Annotated in this window: 14 protein-coding genes; 11 read left to right on the forward strand and 3 right to left on the reverse strand. The window is 69.2% G+C overall.

Translation table 11 applies throughout. The features are described 5' to 3' along the window. The first annotated feature begins 7 nt into the window (after positions 1-7). The 11 genes from murC to FHS00_RS12700 all read left to right on the forward strand — a co-directional run bounded on the left by murC (position 8) and on the right by FHS00_RS12700 (position 13,573). Positions 8-1,411: a UDP-N-acetylmuramate--L-alanine ligase gene (murC, locus tag FHS00_RS12650; RefSeq protein ID WP_183474211.1), complete on the forward strand. Its 1,404-nt coding sequence runs from the start codon at positions 8-10 to the stop codon at positions 1,409-1,411. Next, positions 1,408-1,644, forward strand: a complete 237-nt coding sequence (locus tag FHS00_RS12655) for a DUF2484 family protein (protein ID WP_183474213.1) — start codon at positions 1,408-1,410, stop codon at positions 1,642-1,644. The genes murC and FHS00_RS12655 overlap by 4 nt, the downstream gene beginning before the upstream one ends. Then, positions 1,641-2,570 (forward strand): UDP-N-acetylmuramate dehydrogenase, encoded by a 930-nt coding sequence (murB, locus tag FHS00_RS12660; RefSeq protein ID WP_183474216.1) that lies wholly within the window; start codon positions 1,641-1,643, stop codon positions 2,568-2,570. The genes FHS00_RS12655 and murB overlap by 4 nt, the downstream gene beginning before the upstream one ends. Before the next feature lie 97 nt (positions 2,571-2,667). Next, positions 2,668-3,582 carry a D-alanine--D-alanine ligase gene (locus tag FHS00_RS12665; protein ID WP_183474219.1) on the forward strand — a complete coding sequence of 305 codons (915 nt, stop codon included), beginning with the start codon at positions 2,668-2,670 and terminating at the stop codon, positions 3,580-3,582. Continuing rightward, positions 3,570-4,457: a cell division protein FtsQ/DivIB gene (locus FHS00_RS12670; protein ID WP_183474222.1), complete on the forward strand. Its 888-nt coding sequence runs from the start codon at positions 3,570-3,572 to the stop codon at positions 4,455-4,457. The genes FHS00_RS12665 and FHS00_RS12670 overlap by 13 nt, the downstream gene beginning before the upstream one ends. Before the next feature lie 24 nt (positions 4,458-4,481). Next, the gene (gene ftsA, locus FHS00_RS12675; RefSeq protein ID WP_183474226.1) at positions 4,482-5,810 is read left to right on the forward strand and encodes a cell division protein FtsA; all 1,329 of its coding nucleotides are present in this window, start codon (positions 4,482-4,484) and stop codon (positions 5,808-5,810) included. A gap of 178 nt (positions 5,811-5,988) precedes the next feature. Further along, the gene (gene ftsZ, locus FHS00_RS12680) at positions 5,989-7,689 is read left to right on the forward strand and encodes a cell division protein FtsZ (RefSeq protein ID WP_183474229.1); all 1,701 of its coding nucleotides are present in this window, start codon (positions 5,989-5,991) and stop codon (positions 7,687-7,689) included. Positions 7,690-7,881: 192 nt separating this feature from the next. Next, entirely contained in the window at positions 7,882-8,817 is a 936-nt protein-coding gene (lpxC, locus tag FHS00_RS12685) for a UDP-3-O-acyl-N-acetylglucosamine deacetylase (protein WP_183474231.1), read from the forward strand. Between the two features lie 146 nt (positions 8,818-8,963). After that, complete coding sequence (locus FHS00_RS12690) at positions 8,964-9,806, forward strand: outer membrane protein assembly factor BamD (RefSeq protein ID WP_183474335.1); 843 nt, start codon at positions 8,964-8,966, stop codon at positions 9,804-9,806. A 38-nt stretch (positions 9,807-9,844) separates the two neighbouring features. Then, positions 9,845-11,518 carry a DNA repair protein RecN gene (recN, locus tag FHS00_RS12695; RefSeq protein ID WP_183474234.1) on the forward strand — a complete coding sequence of 558 codons (1,674 nt, stop codon included), beginning with the start codon at positions 9,845-9,847 and terminating at the stop codon, positions 11,516-11,518. Between the two features lie 375 nt (positions 11,519-11,893). Next, positions 11,894-13,573 carry a chloride channel protein gene (locus FHS00_RS12700; protein ID WP_183474237.1) on the forward strand — a complete coding sequence of 560 codons (1,680 nt, stop codon included), beginning with the start codon at positions 11,894-11,896 and terminating at the stop codon, positions 13,571-13,573. 9 nt (positions 13,574-13,582) lie between these two features. On the opposite strand, the gene FHS00_RS12705 is transcribed toward FHS00_RS12700, so the two are convergent. The 3 genes from FHS00_RS12705 to cobT are packed head-to-tail and all read right to left on the reverse strand — an operon-like array spanning position 13,583 to position 17,640. After that, a complete protein-coding gene (locus FHS00_RS12705) occupies positions 13,583-13,924 on the reverse strand; it encodes a DUF427 domain-containing protein (protein ID WP_183474240.1) in 342 nt (113 codons plus the stop codon). A 30-nt stretch (positions 13,925-13,954) separates the two neighbouring features. Beyond that, the gene (locus tag FHS00_RS12710; RefSeq protein WP_183474243.1) at positions 13,955-15,772 is read right to left on the reverse strand and encodes an aminopeptidase P family protein; all 1,818 of its coding nucleotides are present in this window, start codon (positions 15,770-15,772) and stop codon (positions 13,955-13,957) included. After that, positions 15,772-17,640 (reverse strand): cobaltochelatase subunit CobT, encoded by a 1,869-nt coding sequence (gene cobT / locus FHS00_RS12715; RefSeq protein ID WP_183474259.1) that lies wholly within the window; start codon positions 17,638-17,640, stop codon positions 15,772-15,774. Before cobT ends, FHS00_RS12710 begins: the two co-directional genes overlap by 1 nt. Between the last annotated feature and the right edge of the window lie 36 nt (positions 17,641-17,676).

The raw sequence follows: 17,676 nt of genomic DNA on the forward strand, positions 1-17,676 counted from the left end.
ACAGGTCATGAACGCTGCGACGAAATTGCCGCTCGATGTCGGACCGATCCACTTCGTCGGCATCGGGGGTATCGGCATGTCCGGTATCGCCGAGGTGCTGCTCAACCAAGGCTACACGATCCAAGGCTCGGATCTGAAAGGCTCGAAGATCACCGAGCGGCTCGAAGGGCTGGGCGCACGGGTCTTCATTGGCCAGTCAGGCGAGAACCTCGACGGCGCGCAGGTGGTGGTGATCTCCTCGGCGATCAAGCCGGGTAATCCAGAGCTCGACGAGGCGCGCCGCCGCGGTCTGCCCGTCGTGCGCCGGGCCGAGATGCTGGCCGAGCTGATGCGGCTGCGCTCGAACGTCGCCGTCGGTGGCACCCATGGCAAGACGACCACGACCACCATGGTGGCAACGCTGCTCGACGCCGGCCATTTCGACCCCACCGTGGTCAATGGCGGCATCATCCACGCCTATGGCTCCAACGCCCGGATGGGGCAGGGCGAGTGGATGGTGGTCGAGGCCGACGAGAGCGACGGCACCTTCAACCGGCTGCCCGCGACGATCGCCATCGTTACCAATATCGACCCCGAGCACATGGATCACTGGGGCTCGATCGAGGGGCTCCGGAAAGGTTTCCTCGACTTCGTCTCGAACATCCCGTTCTACGGGCTCGCGGTCTGCTGCACCGACCACCCCGAGGTGCAGGCGCTGGTCGGCAAGATCACCGACCGCCGTGTCACCACCTTCGGCTTCAACGCGCAGGCCGATGTGCGCGCCGCCAACCTGACCTACAATGCCGGCGTCGCGCATTTCGATATCGTGCTGCGGGCCGAGGACATGGTGATCGAGGGCTGCACCCTGCCGATGCCGGGCGACCACAACGTGTCGAATGCCCTGGCCGCGGTCGCCGTGGCCCGTCATCTGGGGATGAAGCGCGAAGAGATCCGCGCCGCGCTCGCCGCCTTCGGCGGGGTCAACCGCCGCTTCACCAAGGTGGGCGAGTGGAACGGCGTCGCGATCATCGACGATTACGGCCATCATCCGGTCGAGATTGCCGCCGTCCTGCGCGCGGCCCGACAGGCCAGCGAGGGGCGTGTGATCGCCGTGCACCAGCCGCACCGCTACACACGGCTCGCCTCGCTGTTCGAGGATTTCTGCACCTGTTTCAACGATGCCGACGTGGTCGGGATCTCCGACATCTACGCCGCCGGTGAACAGCCGATCGACGGGGCGGGGCGCGACGACCTCGTCGCCGGGCTGATCCGGCACGGCCACCGCCATGCCAGCGCCGTCACCTCCGAGGAGGATCTGGCGCGGCTGGTGCGCGAGCAGGCGCGGCCGGGCGACATCGTGGTCTGCCTCGGCGCCGGCACGATCAGCGCCTGGGCCGGGGCGCTGCCCGCAAGACTGGAGCAGGGCGGGTGAGCGGCGCGCAGCTCTGGCCGCTGGCGATGGCAGCACTCTGGCTGATCGCGGCCAATATTCTGGCGATGCGGCCGGCGCAGGACGGCCGCCATGGTCGCAGCGCCGCTCTGGTGGCGACCGGCGTGCCATTGCTCGGCTGGACGACCTTCGCACTGGGCCCGGTCGCGGGCGTGGCGCTGTTCGCTCTGGGTGCCGCGATGCTGCGCTGGCGGCTGACGACGGAGCGGGCATGATGGCGGCGCTTCCCGAAGTGCGTGGACGGCTGACGCCGGACCGGCCGCTGGCCGACCTGACTTGGCTGCGCGTCGGTGGCCCGGCCGACTGGCTGTTCCAGCCGGCCGATCGCGAGGATCTCGCGGCCTTTCTGCGCGATCTCGACCCTTCGGTTCCGGTCTTCCCGATGGGAGTCGGCTCCAACCTGATCGTCCGCGACGGCGGGGTGCGGGGCGTGGTGATCCGGCTCGGCCGCGGCTTCAACGGGATCGAGATCGCAGCGGATGGTACCATCACCGCGGGCGCCGCCGCGCTCGACGCGCATGTCGCGCGCAAGGCTGCTGCTGCGGGGCGCGATCTCACCTTCCTGCGCACCATTCCCGGTGCGATCGGTGGCGCGGTGCGCATGAATGCAGGCTGCTACGGCGCCTATGTCGCCGACGCGCTTCGCGAGGTGACGGTGATTCACCGCGACGGCCGCGAAGAGGTGCTGCCGGCCTCCGCGCTGGAGCTGGCCTACCGTTCCAGCCATCTGCCCGAGGGGGCGGTGATCGTCGAGGCGGTGTTCGACGCGCCCAAAGGCGAGCCGGAGGCGCTCGAGGCGCGGATGGCCGAGCAGATCGAGCGGCGCGATGCCAGCCAGCCGACCAAGGACCGCACCGCCGGATCGACCTTCCGCAATCCAGCAGGATTGTCATCAACCGGGCGGGCCGATGACAGCCACGAGCTCAAGGCGTGGAAGGTGATCGAGGATGCCGGTCTGCGCGGCGCCCGGTTGGGCGGCGCGGTGATGAACGACAAGCATCCGAACTTCCTCACTAATTCCGGTGACGCTACAGCGGCCGAGTTGGAGGGGCTGGGCGAGCGGGTCCGGAAAAGGGTTTACGATCATTCCGGCCTGACGCTAGAATGGGAAATCATGCGGATCGGCGATCCGGCCGCGTGACAAGCGAATAACGAGACCCTCGCGAAGCGGGGGAGGTCCGTAATGGGCCGAAACAATGACGCGTCGGTCAGCGGCGCGCGAATGGGGCAGTTTGGGAATGTCGAGCGGGACACATCCCAAGGTCGTCGTATTGATGGGCGGACCCTCGGCCGAGCGCGAGGTGTCGCTGTCGAGCGGGCGCGAATGCGCGACGGCCTTGCGGCAGGCGGGTTACGAGGTGATCGAGGTCGATGCCGGCCCCGACCTGCCCGCGCAACTGCGCCAGCACGCCCCCGACGTCGTCTTCAACGCGCTGCATGGCCGGCGTGGCGAGGATGGCTGCGTCCAGGGCCTGCTGGAATGGCTGGGCGTTCCCTATACCCATTCCGGCGTGCTGGCCTCGGCATTGGCCATGGACAAGGAAGCGACCAAGGCCGCCTTCCGCGCCGAGGGCCTGCCGGTCGCCGAGAGCCGACTGGCCACCAAGGCCGAGGTCATGGCCGCGCATGTCATGCCGCCGCCCTATGTGGTGAAGCCCTACAACGAGGGCTCCAGCGTCGGGGTCTATATCGTGCCCGAGGGCACGAACCAGCCGCCGACGCTCTCCGACGACATGCCCGAGATCGTGATGGTCGAGGCCTTCCTGCCGGGACGCGAGCTGACCACCACCGTGATGGGCGAGCGCGCGCTCACCGTGACCGACATCGTGACGAGCGGCTGGTACGACTACGACGCCAAGTACAAGACCGGCGGCTCGCGCCACGTCGTGCCTGCCGAGATCCCCTCCGAGATATTCGAAGCCTGCCTCGACTACGCGTTGCGGGCGCATCGCGCGCTTGGCTGCCGCGGGCTCACACGGACCGATTTCCGCTGGGACGAGACTAAAGGGCTCGACGGGCTGGTGCTGCTCGAGACCAACACCCAGCCCGGCATGACCCCGACCTCGCTCGCGCCCGAGCAGGCGGCGAAGGTCGGGATCAGCTTTCCGGATCTGTGCCGCTGGCTGGTGGAGGACGCCTCGTGCGACCGCTGAACCGCCTGTTCCGCCGTCCCCCCGCCCACGGCGTGCGCCGCGACCCGGCGCCGACCCGCTGGGGCTATCGCTACCAGCGGCTGATGCTCACCCCGGCCTTCCGGATCGGGATGCGCTTCGGCCTGCCGGCGCTGTTCGTCGCGTTGATCGGCGGCATCTGGTTCGGCCAGGCCGACAACCGCACGGCTTTTGCCGCCCAGGTCGACCGGGTCAAGGCGATGGTGCAGCAGCGCCCCGAATTCATGGTCGGCGCCGTCGAGATCGAAGGCGCCGAGCCGGCGCTCGCCGCCGCGATCAAGGCCTTTCTCCCCGAGACCATGCCGGTGTCCTCCTTCGACCTCGACCTGCCCGAGATCCGCACCCGGATCCGCGAGTTGACGGCGGTGGCGGACGCGACGGTGCGGGTGCGCCCGGGCGGCACGCTCGAGATCGTGGTGACCCAGCGGGTGCCGGTCGCGGTCTGGCGCTATGTCGACGGGCTGCGGCTGGTCGACGCCGAGGGCGTGATGACCGGCATGATCGCGCAGCGTTCCGACCGCTCCGACCTGCCGCTGATCGCGGGCGACGGTGCCCGCGAAAAGATCGACGAGGCGCTGGCGCTCTTCGCCGCCGCCGCACCGGTGGCGCCGCGAATCCGTGGTCTGGTGCGGATGGGTGAGCGGCGCTGGGATCTGGTGCTCGACCGCGACCAGCGCATCCTGCTGCCCGCCGAGGACCCGGTCCCGGCGCTGGAGCGGGTGATGGCGCTTGATGAGGCAGAGGACATGCTCGACCGCGATATCGCGGCGGTCGACGTCCGAAATGAGGATCGGCCGACCATAAGGCTGACCGAGCAGGCACTGGTGCGGCTCCGCCGCGTCAGCGAGAACAATTAACGATTACGGAGCGGGGACGGACAGATGGGGCAGCTCTACCAGACGCAGCGGGCAATGCGGCACATGCGCAAGGCGGCGATGCAACGGGGCGTTATCGCCATTCTTGACGTCGGCACGTCCAAGATCGCCTGTCTGGTGCTGCGTTTCGACGGTGATGCCCCGGCGCTCGAGGGCGTGGGCTCCATGGCCGGTCAGTCCAATTTCCGCATCATCGGCGCCGCCACCACCCGCTCGCGCGGCGTGTCTTTCGGAGAGGTCGCGGCGATGGCCGAGACCGAGCGCGCGATCCGCACGGCGGTGCAGGCGGCTCAGAAGATGGCCGGGGTCCGGGTCGACCACGTAATCGCCACGCTGTCGGGGGCGCGGCCGCGCAGCTATGGGCTCGACGGCGAGGTCGAGATCGAGGCCGGGCAGGTCACCGAGGGCGATATCGGCCGGGTGCTCGCGGCCTGCGAGATGCCCGATTACGGCGATGGCCGCGAGGTGCTGCACGCCCAGCCGGTGAACTTCGCGCTCGACCACCGCTCGGGTCTAGCCGATCCGCGCGGCCAGATCGGCCAGCGGCTGACCACCGACATGCACCTGCTCACGGTTGACGCGACCGCGATCGAGAACCTGCTCTACTGCATCAAGCGCTGCGATCTCGAAGTCGCGGGTCTGGCGTCCTCGGCCTACGTGTCGGGGATCTCCTCGCTGGTCGAAGACGAGCAGGAGCTGGGCGCTGCCTGCATCGACATGGGCGGCGGCTCGACCGGCATCTCGGTCTTCATCCGCAAGCACATGATCTACGCCGATTCGGTGCGGATGGGCGGCGATCACGTCACCTCGGACATCTCCATGGGCCTGCAGGTGCCGATGGCCACCGCCGAGCGGATCAAGACCTTCTATGGCGGCGTCGTCGCCACCGGCATGGACGACCGCGAGATGATCGAGATCGGTGGCGATACCGGCGACTGGGAGCATGACCGCCGCACCGTCAGCCGGGCCGAGCTGATCGGCATCATGCGGCCCCGCGTCGAGGAGATCCTCGAGGAGGTGCGCCAGCGGCTCGACGCGGCGGGCTTCGAACATCTGCCCTCCCAGCAGATCGTGCTCACCGGCGGCGGCAGCCAGATCCCCGGCCTCGACGGGCTGGCGACGCGGATCCTCGGCCAGCAGGTCCGGCTCGGCCGGCCGCTCAGGGTGCAGGGGCTGCCGCAGGCGGCCACCGGGCCGGCCTTCGCGGGCTCGGTCGGACTGTGCCTCTTCGCCGCGCATCCGCAGGACGAATGGTGGGATTTCGACGTGCCCGCCGAGAAACACCCGGCGCGCTCCTTCAAGCGTGCCTTCAAGTGGTTCAAGGACAACTGGTGATCCGGCAAGATGTCGCTTACCAGCCCGAAAGGCCGGGAATCGACGCTGCGGAAGGCGCCGAAAATAAGTAAGAACGCCCGAGTTTCCCCGTGACGCTGCGCGCGCGCGCGGGTAGTTTGGCCGAATAGTGGCAAAAACGCCCGGCGGGACGGGCCAGATTCAGGACAGGCAGACAGCGATGGCACTCAACCTCTCTCTGCCGGGGCAGGAAGATCTCAAGCCCCGGATCACCGTCTTCGGCGTGGGCGGCGCTGGTGGCAACGCGGTCAACAACATGATCGAGAAGGAACTCGACGGGGTCGAGTTCGTGGTCGCCAACACCGACGCGCAGGCGCTGCAGCAGTCGCGCGCCCACTCCAAGATCCAGATGGGCGTGAAGGTCACCGAGGGCCTCGGCGCCGGGGCCCGGCCGACCGTCGGCGCCGCCGCGGCCGAGGAATCGATCGAGGAGATCGTCGACCACCTCGCGGGCGCGCATATGTGCTTCATCACCGCCGGCATGGGCGGCGGCACCGGCACCGGTGCGGCGCCGATCATCGCCCAGGCTGCGCGCGAGCTCGGCGTGCTGACCGTCGGTGTCGTCACCAAGCCGTTCCAGTTCGAGGGCGGCAAGCGCATGAAGCAGGCCGAGGCCGGCGTCGAGGCGCTGCAGAAGGTGGTCGACACCCTGATCATCATTCCGAACCAGAACCTGTTCCGGCTCGCCAACGAGAACACCACCTTCACCGAGGCCTTCGCGCTCGCCGACGACGTGCTCTACCAGGGTGTGAAGGGCGTGACCGACCTGATGGTGCGGCCGGGCCTGATCAACCTCGACTTCGCCGACGTGCGCGCGGTGATGGACGAGATGGGCAAGGCGATGATGGGCACCGGCGAAGCCGATGGCGAAGATCGCGCCGTGCAGGCCGCCGAGAAGGCGATCGCCAACCCGCTGCTGGACGAGATCAGCCTCGAGGGCGCGCGCGGCGTGCTCATCAACATCACCGGCGGCTACGACCTCACCCTGTTCGAACTGGACGAAGCGGCGAACAAGATCCGCGAAAAGGTGGATCCCGAGGCCAACATCATCGTCGGCTCGACGCTCGACACCGGCATGGAAGGCCGGATGCGCGTCTCGGTGGTCGCCACCGGCATCGACGCGATGGTCAAGCCCGAGGAAGTGCCGGTGCCGCGCCGCAAGATGAGCGAACCGCTGCGCGAGCGCGTCTCGGCCGAGGAAGAGGCGCCCGCCGCCCCGGTGCCGCCGCGCCGCGAAGCGCCGCAGCAGCCCGCCCGCGCTCAGGCCCCGGCGCCGCGCCGCGAGGCCCAGCCGCAGGCGCGCCGCGAGCCCGAGCCTACCTATGAGCAGGAAGAGGACTACTCCGAGGGCTTCGACACCCGTCGTCCTGCCCCGCGCGAGGAGAGCCGCTTCCAGCCGCAGCGCGACGACGACCTGCCGCCGCCGGCCTACGAGCCGCGCCGTGAGGCGCCGCAGGCCGAGCCCGAGAGCTTCGTGGCGCCCGCGCCGCGTCAGGGCGGCAACTCCGCTGGCGACATGGCGCGTCTGCGCGCCGCTTCGCAGGGCCAGCCGCGTCAGGCTCAGCCCGAGATGCCGCGCGCCGAGCCGCGCAGCCCGGCCGCTCCGGCCCGCGCCTCCGAGGCCGACCGCCAGCAGCAGCCGCGCTTCGGCATCAACTCGCTGATCAACCGGATGACCGGCCAGGGCGAGGCGGGTGCCGCTCAGGCGCCGCAACCGCGTCAGCAGCCGCAGGCCCAGCGTCCGCAGCCGCAGCAGCCTTCCGGTCCGCGCCAAGCGCCGAACTGGTCGGATGACGGCGAGACCGATCCCGAGCAGGAGCGCATCGAGATCCCGGCCTTCCTGCGCCGTCAGGCGAACTGAACCCAACGCATAGCCGTTATGCGTGAAAAGGGCCGCCCTTCGGGGCGGCCCTTTGTTTTTGCTTGCCAAATCGCCGCCGATGCGGGCTCGGGGTCACATGTTTCACGCTGTCGCAAAGAGTGAATTGTGACCATCGCCATAAGGACTTAGGTCACGGGCAACGAAATCCGAAATGGATCCGGGCAGAAAGACGTGCAGACGACGATGATCACCAAAACCGGCTTTGCCGGTACAGGCCTCCATTCGGGGCGTCCGGTGCGGCTCTCGCTGCAGCCGGCTCCGGCGGATCATGGCATCGTCTTCCGCCGTGTCGACGTGACCGATCGCGACGCGATCCTGCCCGCCCGCTGGGACCATGTGGAGATCTCCCCGCTCAACACCCGGCTGGTCAACGCGGCCGGCGTGTCGGTGTCGACCATCGAGCATCTGATGGCGGCGCTGGTCGGTTGCGGCGTGCATAATGCGCTGATCGAGATCGACGGACCCGAAGTGCCGATCCTCGATGGCAGCGCCGCGGGATTTGCTCGTGCGATCCTCGCCGCCGGTCTGCGCCGGCTCGACGCGCCGCTCCGCGCGATCGAGGTGCTGAGCCCCGTCGAGGTAGAGCAGGGCGCCGCGCTGGCGCGACTGCGGCCGCAGCGCGCCGACGAGCCCGCCGGATTGCAGATCGATTTCGAGATCGATTTCCCGGATCCGGCGATCGGCCATCAGAGCCGGACGCTCGACATGGCCAACGGTGCCTTCCTGCGTGAGTTGTGCGACAGCCGCACCTTCTGCCGCCTCGCCGATGTCGAGGCGATGCAGGCGCAGGGATTGGCTCTGGGCGGCACCTATGACAACGCCGTGGTGGTCGATGGCGCGCGCGTGCTCAGCCCGGGCGGGCTGCGGCATCCCGATGAGGCGGTGCGGCACAAAATGCTCGATGCGCTGGGTGATCTGGGCACAGCCGGGTTGCCGATCCTCGGTGTCTATGAGGGCCGCCGGGCCGGCCATGCGATGACCAACCGGCTGCTGCGCGCGCTCTTCGCGCGTCCCGACGCCTGGCGCGTCGTGACTTGCGACGCGGCGCTTGCCGATCGCCTGCCGGGCAGCCGCCTGAAGCCGGCGGACTTCGCCGCAGTGGCCTGAGGCCTGCGGCGGGACGGCTTCGGGAAAAGCCATTTTGCCCCCGATTTTTTCATGCTAGACCGAGGCCTGAGCGGCCCCGGTACGGGGCGTGAACGGGGCGTGGACCCCGGGATGGGCAGATGACCGACAGGATGCAGGACGCGCGGATGGCAGGCAGCGGAACACGGGCCGGCTTGGGCCTGATACTGGCCCTCGGACTCTTGGCCGGCTGCGGCAGCCCCAGCGACCGGCTGGAGCGCGGCGCGCTCGAGGAGCTCAGCGCCATCGAGATCTACCAGCAGGGCGAGGCCAGCCTCGAAGGCGGCGCCGCCGACGACGCGGCCTTCTATTTCGGTGAGATCGAGCGGCTTTATCCCTATTCCGAATGGGCCAAGCGCGGTCTGATCATGCAGGCCTTCGCCCATCACAAGGACCGGGCCTATGACGAGAGCCGCGCCAGCGCGCAGCGCTATCTCGACTTCTACCCGACCGCCGAGGATGCGGCCTATGCGCAGTACCTGCTGGCGCTGAGCTATTACGACCAGATCGACGACATCGGCCGTGACCAGGGGCTGACCTTCCAGGCGCTGCAAGCGCTGCGCGCGGTGATCGAGCAGTATCCCGACAGCAGCTATGCCGCCGAGGCCAAGCTCAAATTCGACCTCGCCTTCGATCACCTTGCCGGCAAGGAGATGGAGATCGGTCGCTACTACCTCAAGCGCGGTCATTACGCCGCCGCCGCCCGGCGTTTCCGCGTCGTCGTCGAGGATTTCCAGACCACCACCCATACCGCCGAGGCGCTGCACCGGCTGGTCGAGTCCTATCTCTCGCTCGGGCTGGTGCAGGAGGCGCAGACCGCCGGCGCGATCTTGGGCTACAACTACCGCGGCACCGACTGGTACCGCGACAGCTATGCCCTGCTGACCGGGCGGGGCCTGCCGGTGGAGGCCGCGGGCGACAACTGGCTCGCCACGATCTACCGCCAGCTGGTGCGCGGTGAATGGATCTGAGATGCGCGCGCTGACGTTGGCTCCGGGGGGATAAGCCTATGCTGCGCGCGCTCGACATTCGCGACATGCTGATCATCGACCGGCTGGAGCTCGAGTTCCAGCCCGGCCTCAACGTCCTCACCGGCGAGACCGGCGCAGGCAAGTCGATCCTTCTCGATTCGCTGGGTTTCGTTCTGGGCTGGCGTGGCCGGGCCGAGCTGGTGCGCGCAGGCGCGAGCCAAGGCGAGGTCACGGCGGTGTTCGAGGTCGGACCGGATCATCCCGCCCGCGCGGTGCTGGCGGAGGCCGGGATCGAGGCCGAGGGCGAACTCATCCTGCGTCGGGTCAACACCGAGGGCGGCCGCAAGACCGCATGGGTCAATGATCGCCGGGTGTCGGGCGAGGTGCTGCGCGCCCTGTCCGACGAGTTGCTGGAACTGCACGGCCAGCATGACGACCGGGGCCTTCTGGATCCGCGCGGCCATCGTCTGATGCTAGACGATTTCGCCGGGGCCGAGCCGCTGATCGCCGCGACCCGTGCTGCCTGGGCCGCGCGGCGCACCGCACGCCGGGCACTCGACGCCGCCGCAGAGCAGGTCGCCGCCCTTCGCGCCGAAGAGGAATATCTGCGCCATGCCGTGGCCGAGCTCGATGCGCTCGACCCGCAACCGGGCGAGGAAGCGGAGCTCGACACGCTGCGTCGTCGGATGCAGGGCGCGGAGAGGGTGCGCGGCGACATGGCGCGCGCCCATCAGGTGATCGCCGGCGAAGGGGCCGAAGGGCTGGTGGCGGATGCGCTGCGCTGGCTCGACGGCGCTGTCGAGGCCGCCGAGGGACGGCTCGATCCGGCGATCGAGGCGCTCACCCGCGCGCTCGACGCGCTCGGCGAAGCCGAGACCGGCGTGCGTGACGCGCTCGACGCGATGGAGGTCGATCCGCGCGCGCTCGAGACGGCCGAGGAGCGGCTCTTCGCGCTGCGTGGCCTCGCGCGCAAGCACGAGGTCATGCCCGACGAGCTGCCGGAATTCGCCGAAACCCTGCGCGCCCGGCTGCGCGCGCTCGACGCCTCCGAAGGCGACATGGCCGATCTCGAGGCGGCGGTGCGCGCGGCCGATGCGGCCTATGATGCGGCCGCCGCCGAGCTGACCGCCCGCCGCGTCGAGGCGGGCGGGCGCCTGGCGCGCGCGATGGCCGAGGAACTGGCCCCGCTCAAGCTCGACCGCGCCGTCTTCGAAGTCGACGTTGCCCCCACCGATCCCGGCCCCGAGGGCCGCGACGAAGTTAGCTTTCGGGTCGCCACCAACCCGGGCGCGCCCTCCGGGCCGCTGTCGCGCATCGCTTCGGGCGGTGAATTGTCGCGCTTCCTGCTGGCGCTGAAGGTCTGCCTGACCGGCGACAATGCCGGCAAGACGCTGATCTTCGACGAGATCGACCGCGGTCTGGGCGGGGCCACGGCCAACGCCGTGGGACGACGGCTGTCGCGGTTGGCCTCGGGAGCGCAGGTTCTGGTGGTGACGCATTCGCCGCAGGTCGCGGCGCTCGGCGCCCATCACTGGCGGGTCGAGAAATCCGTCAGCACCGGTCCCACCGGTGAAATGACGACCTCGCGGGTCGTCCCGCTCGACGAGCCGGCGCGGATCGACGAGATCGCGCGGATGCTCGCGGGCGACACCGTGACCGATGCCGCACGCGGCGCGGCGCGTGTCCTGCTGGGGGATGCCGACGCGGCCTGAGGCGGCGCTCGACGGTAATAGGGCGATGCGTCGGCGGGGGATTCCCGAAACCGTCACATCGCCCGAATACGGCATTGCCCGGCCGGACGGGTAGAAATGGGATCCTGCCGATTACGGCTCCTCACCGCATCTCGGCCAATGCATGTCCGCGCGAAGCGTGCGGAATTAATCGAGGGTCGCTAATGTCTCAGGTCAATGAGACGATCCTAGCCGGTTCCTGCCCTTTTTATCATACCCCGTTCGGTTAGGATGGCCGAAAAAACGGGCAGGCCTCGTATGCGGCGTCGCCCGAAGGCGACCGTTCGGCTTCTCCTTTTGGGCGCAGCCCCCTAGAAGCGAAACGGAAATGGCGGGGTACAGGCCGGCATGAGCGGCATGGAAGACGATCAGAAGGAGCGGCTGAGCGCGCGTCTGGGCCGGTCCTGGCGCGGAGGCTGGGCCTTGCTGCGCAGCCACGGGCCGAGCCAGGTGCAGTTCTGGTTCATCGCCCTGGCGCTGGGTGGGGCCTCTGGCTTGGCCGCCATCGGCTTCCGCGCCGGGATCGAATGGCTGCAGGCCGCGCTCTACGGCACCGACGACGTCGCCATGCTGCACAGCTTCGCCGCCTCGCTGCCCTGGTACTGGCTCTTGGGGCTGCCGGTCGCGGGGGGCCTCGTCGTCGGCCTGCTGCTCGACCGCTTCACCGAGGACGGTCGCGTGCGTTCGGTGGCCGAGGTGATCGAGGGGGCCGCGCTGCGCGAGGGACGGGTCGAGCGCAAGCGCGGGCTGATCTCGGCGCTGGCTTCGATGATCACCTTGTCCACGGGTGGCTCCACCGGCCGCGAAGGGCCGGTCGTGCATCTGGCCTCGGTCTTCGCCACCTATGTCTCGAGCTGGATCCGGGCAGACGGGATCACCGGGCGCGACCTTCTGGGCTGCGCCGTCGCGGCGGCGGTCTCGGCGAGCTTCAACGCCCCCATCGCCGGTGCGCTCTTCGCGCTCGAGGTAGTGCTGCGGCATTTCGCGGTGCACGCCTTCGCACCGATCGTCATCGCCAGCGTCGCCGGAACGGTGCTGAGCCGGCTGATCTGGGGCGACGTCACCGAGTTCGTGCTGCCGGACAAGAACGCGCTGGCCTTCTATGTCGAACTGCCCGCCTTCATGTTGTTGGGCCTGCTATGCGGCCTCGTCGCTGTCGTCCAGATGCGAGCGATCTTCTGGGCCGACGATCTCGGTAACGCCGTCCAGGAGCGGCTGTCGCTGCCGCGCCGGCTGCGCCCGGCGGCGACCGGACTGATCCTCGGGCTGATCGCGATCTTCTTTCCGCACATCATCGGAGTCGGCTACGAGACCACCTCGGCGGCGCTGCAGGGCAACATCGCCTTCGACCTCGCCGTGATCTTCGTGGTGATCAAGGTGGCGGCGGTGGCGATCACGATGGCCGGACGGATGGGCGGCGGGGTGTTCTCGCCGTCGCTGATGATCGGGGCGCTCACCGGCTTGGCCTTCGGGACCGTGGCCACGGGCATCGCCCCGGAGTTCTCGGGCGAGGGGACGCTCTACGCGCTGGCAGGTATGGGGGCGGTGGCGGCGGCCGTGCTGGGCGCGCCGATCTCGACCACGCTGATCGTGTTCGAACTGACGGGTGACTGGCAGACCGGCCTCGCGGTGATGGTGGCGGTGTCGCTGTCCTCGGCGTTGGCCTCGCGGCTGGTCCACCGGTCGTTCTTCCTGACCCAGCTGGAGCGGCGCGGCGTGCATCTCGCGGCCGGGCCGCAGGCCTGGCTCGCCGGGACGATCCGGGTCGAGACGGTGATGCGCGCACAAGGCGCGCCGCGGGCCGCGCCCGACGACGCCTGCGCCGAGATGATTGCCGAGGGCGTCTTCATTCAATCCGGGGCGACGCTCGAAGAGGCGATGCCGCTCTTCGAGACGGTGCAGCGCCCCTTCGTGCCAGTGGTCCGTTTCGGCCCCGGCGACGCCGCGCCGGAGCTGTGGGGGGCTCTGTTCCAGGTCGATGCACTGCGCGCGGTCAACCGCGCGCTGACGCGGATGGCCGCCGAGGAGCACTCCTGAGACAGGCGGTCAGACCTGCTCGACCGCGACCTTGTTCTTGTAGAAGGCGAGGCAGTCCTTGATCTGCTCCATGCCGTCCTTGGGCTCCTCGTAGGACCAGACCGCGTCCTCGATCGCACCGCTCTTGGCGATGATGTTGAAATAGCGCGCATCGCCCTTCCATGGGCAGTGCGAGCGGGTCTTGGACGGCTCGAGGAAGGCCATGGCGATGTCCTCGCGCGGGAAGTAGATCACCGGCGGGTAGTCGCCCTCGACCAGCTCGAGTGCTCGGCTGCTTTCGCCCAGAACCGCACCGCCCGCGCGCACCACCCAGGTGCCCTCGGCGGGGCGGATCGTGATGTGATCGCTCATCTCGTCATGCTCCCTGTGGATGGCCCGCCGTCACAGCGGCGCGCAGGCGGCTTCGAGCCATTCCCGCGCCGCGCCGTCGAGGCGCGGGGCGATTTTCGCGACTGTAGCGGCGTGGTAGGTGTCGATCCAGTCCCGCTCGACGGCCGAGAGCATCTCCGCGACGATCAGTCGCCGCTCCAAGGGCACGTAGGTGAGCGTCTCGAACTCGTACATCTCGCGATCATCGGCGCCGGGCAGGGCGGCGGCCGTTCGGGTGACGATCAGGTTCTCGATCCGGATGCCGAAGGCCCCCTCGCGGTAGTAGCCCGGCTCGTTCGACAGGATCATGCCCGGCTCGAGCACGGTGTCAGAGGCCCGCGAGATCCGCTGCGGCCCTTCATGGACCGAAAGGAACGCGCCGACGCCGTGGCCGGTGCCGTGGTCGTAATCGAGCCCGGCGGTCCAGAGCGGGAAACGCGCCAGCGCGTCGAGGTCGCGCCCCGCGAGCCCCTTGGGAAAGCGCGCCCGGCTCAGCGCGATCATCCCCTGCAAGACGCGGGTATAGCATTCGGCGGCGTCCTCGGGGGGCGTGCCGATGGCGATGGTTCGGGTGATGTCGGTGGTGCCGTCGAGATACTGCCCGCCCGAATCCACGAGCAGCAGCTCGCCCGTCCGCACGTCGCGGTCGGTCTCCTCGGTGACGCGGTAATGGGTGATCGCCCCATGCTCGCCCGCGCCGGCGATGGTTTCGAAGCTGATACCGTGCAGCGCGTTCGTGTCACGCCGGAAGCCTTCGAGCGCGGTGACCACGCCGATTTCGGTCAGGCGGTGGCCGGGATCGTTGGCAAGGCTCTCGGCCTCTTCTTCCAGCCAGTGCAGGAAGCGGCAGACTGCCGCACCATCGCGCAGATGCGCTTCGCGGGCGCCGGCGATCTCGGCTTCGTTCTTGCGCGCCTTGGGCAGGATGCAGGGATCCTCGGCCTCGGCGATATGGGTTTCCCAGCCCTTGAGCGTCGTCTCGACGATGGAGGGCACGGATTTCGGGTCGAGCCGCACCGGCCCCGACAACTGGCCCAGCGCCCCGAGAAAGGCGTCGATGTCGAGCACGTCGACATCCGGCCCGAGATGGTCGCGCAGCTCACCCGCCTTGCCCTTCGGGCAGAACAGCTCGCAGCGGCCGGTGTCGTCGAGGATCGCGAAGCTCAGCGGCACCGGAGTGCAGGGCACGTCGGCGCCGCGGATGTTGAGCAGCCAGGCGATCGAGTCGGGCAGGGTGAGGACCACGCATTTCTGGCCCGCCTCGCGCAAGACAGCGGCAATCTCGGCGCGCTTCTCGGCATGGCTCCGGCCGGCGAACTCCTCGGGCCACGCAAAGAAGGGCGCGGGCGGCGGCGCCGGACGGTCTTCCCAGATCGCATCGACGAGGTTGTCATGCGCCTTGAGGCCGATGCCCTTGGGCTGCAGCCGGTCATGCAGGGCCCGGATTTCCTCTGGCGTGTGCAGCCAGGCGTCGTAGCCCACCGTGCCGCCCTCGGGCAGCGCCGCGATCAGCCAGTCGGCGAGCTTGGTCGCGGGCCAGTCGACGGCGGTGAAGTCGGGGGCGACCTGCGTTTTGATCTGGATCTTGTAGCGGCCGTCGATGAAGACGCCGGCCCGGTCCTGCAGGATGGCGGCGAAGCCGGCCGAGCCGGTGAAGCCTGTGAGCCAGGCGAGCCGCTCGTCGCGCGCGCGCACGTTCTCGCCGCGCCAGGTATCGCCGCGCGGCACGATCCAGCCGTCGAGGCCCACGGCTTCCAGGCGCTCGCGCAGCTTGGCGAGCCGGGGCGGCCCCTGTTCGGGGCGGGCGGTGGTGGCGAAGTTCTGGTACATCAGACGACCCTGTTTATTCCGAGGACGCGGGCCCGCTTGCGCGGATCCGCATCGAAGAGCGAGGCGAGCTGTTCGGTCATCGCCCCGGCGAGCTGGTCCACGTCGGTGATCGTCACCGCGCGGTCGTAGTAGCGCGTCACGTCGTGGCCGATGCCGATCGCGGCCAATTCCACGGCCTTGCGCTTCTCGACCATCGCGATCACGTCGCGCAGGTGCTTTTCGAGATAGTTGGCAGGGTTCACCGACAGAGTGCTGTCATCGACCGGCGCGCCGTCCGAGATCACCATCAGCACCTTGCGCGCCTCGCGCCGCGCCAGCAGCCGTCGATGTGCCCATTCGAGCGCCTCGCCGTCGATGTTCTCCTTCAGCAGCCCTTCCTTCATCATCAGCCCGAGATTGTCGCGGGTGCGGCGCCAGGGCGCGTCGGCGCGCTTGTAGACGATGTGGCGCAGATCGTTCAGACGGCCGGGCAGGGGCGGGCGTCCGGCGGCGAGCCAGTCCTCGCGGCTCTGCCCGCCCTTCCAGGCGCGGGTGGTGAAGCCGAGGATCTCGACCTTCACCTGGCAGCGCTCGAGCGTGCGGGCGAGCACGTCGGCACAGATCGCGGCGATCGAGATCGGCCGTCCACGCATCGAGCCCGAGTTGTCGATCAGCAGCGTCACCACGGTGTCGCGGAACTCGGTATCCTTCTCGACCTTGAATGAGAGCGGCGTGGTGGGGTTGGCGACGACGCGGGCGAGGCGGCCCGCATCGAGGATGCCTTCCTCGCGGTCGAACTCCCAAGAGCGGTTCTGCTGCGCTTGCAACCGGCGCTGCAGCTTGTTGGCAAGACGGCTCACCGCGCCCTTGAGCGGGTCGAGCTGCTGGTCGAGATAGGCGCGCAGCCGCTCCAGCTCGGCCGGCTCAGCCAGATCCTCGGCGCCGATCTCCTCGTCATGCCGGGTCTCGAAGACGGTGTAGTTCGGGTCGGCATCCGAGATCGCGGGGGGCGGCGGGTCCTGCGGCGCCTCGCCCTCGGGCATCTCCTGTTCCTCGGCATCCTCGGCCTCGGCCTGCTCGTCCATCGAGACCTGGGCCTGGCTCTGGTCCTGCTGCTGGTCCTGGCTCTGCTCGGGAGAGGACTCGCCCTCTTCCTGATCCTCGTCCTCGCCGGTCGAATCCGGCTGCTGGTCGTCCTCCTCCTCGGAGGCTTCGTCCTCCTGGTCGGGATCCTCCATGTCAGGATCGTCGCCGAGCTGGTCGCCATAGCCGAGGTCGCGGATCAGTTCGCGCGTGAAGCGGGCGAAGCTCTTCTGGTCGTGCAGCGCCTCGGTCAGCCCCTCCAGCCGGTCGCCGCCCATCTCCTCGATGAAGCCACGCCACAGCTCCATGACATTGTCGGCGCCGCCGGGCAGGTCGCGCCCGGTGGCGAGATGGCGGATCAGGTAGCCCGCGGCGACGGCGAGCGGCGCGTCGGCTTTGTCGCGGATCTGGTCGTAGCCCTTGCGCCGCGCCTCGGCACCGATCTTGGCGTCGATGTTGCCGGCGGTGCCGGGCATGCGCTTGGCGCCCACCGCCTCGACCCGCGCACCCTCCATCGCGTCATAGAGATCGCGCGCGATCCCGGCCTGCGGCTGGTAACGCGCGTTGACGGCGGCGTCGTGGTAGCGGTGGCGCAGCGCCAGCGCGTCGGCGGTCCCGCGCGCCAGCAGCACCTCCTCGGCGGTCATCCGGCGGCTCACCTGCGGCAGGCGCAGGCTATCCGGTGACAGGCCCGGCGGATCGACCGAGAAGCTGACATTGAGCTCGCGGTCGTCGGCCATGACCTTGGTCGCCTCGGTCAGGGCCTTCTTGAACGGATCGGCGGGGTTGTCGGACTTGGGGCTCATGACAGAGATATTTCACCTGAGTGGCAGGGCGGCAAG

Origin of the sequence: Limimaricola variabilis (assembly GCF_014195545.1) — a bacterium.
GTDB classification, from domain to species: Bacteria; Pseudomonadota; Alphaproteobacteria; order Rhodobacterales; family Rhodobacteraceae; genus Limimaricola; species Limimaricola variabilis.

Coding starts and splice junctions, on each gene's coding strand:
- murC (WP_183474211.1), top strand. CDS start 8: ATGAACGCTGCGACGAAATTGCCGCTCGATGTCGGACCGATCCACTTC.
- murB (WP_183474216.1), top strand. CDS start 1,641: ATGATGGCGGCGCTTCCCGAAGTGCGTGGACGGCTGACGCCGGACCGG.
- FHS00_RS12665 (WP_183474219.1), top strand. CDS start 2,668: ATGTCGAGCGGGACACATCCCAAGGTCGTCGTATTGATGGGCGGACCC.
- ftsA (WP_183474226.1), top strand. CDS start 4,482: ATGGGGCAGCTCTACCAGACGCAGCGGGCAATGCGGCACATGCGCAAG.
- ftsZ (WP_183474229.1), top strand. CDS start 5,989: ATGGCACTCAACCTCTCTCTGCCGGGGCAGGAAGATCTCAAGCCCCGG.
- FHS00_RS12690 (WP_183474335.1), top strand. CDS start 8,964: ATGGCAGGCAGCGGAACACGGGCCGGCTTGGGCCTGATACTGGCCCTC.
- recN (WP_183474234.1), top strand. CDS start 9,845: ATGCTGCGCGCGCTCGACATTCGCGACATGCTGATCATCGACCGGCTG.
- FHS00_RS12700 (WP_183474237.1), top strand. CDS start 11,894: ATGGAAGACGATCAGAAGGAGCGGCTGAGCGCGCGTCTGGGCCGGTCC.
- FHS00_RS12705 (WP_183474240.1), bottom strand. CDS start 13,924: ATGAGCGATCACATCACGATCCGCCCCGCCGAGGGCACCTGGGTGGTG.
- FHS00_RS12710 (WP_183474243.1), bottom strand. CDS start 15,772: ATGTACCAGAACTTCGCCACCACCGCCCGCCCCGAACAGGGGCCGCCC.
- cobT (WP_183474259.1), bottom strand. CDS start 17,640: ATGAGCCCCAAGTCCGACAACCCCGCCGATCCGTTCAAGAAGGCCCTG.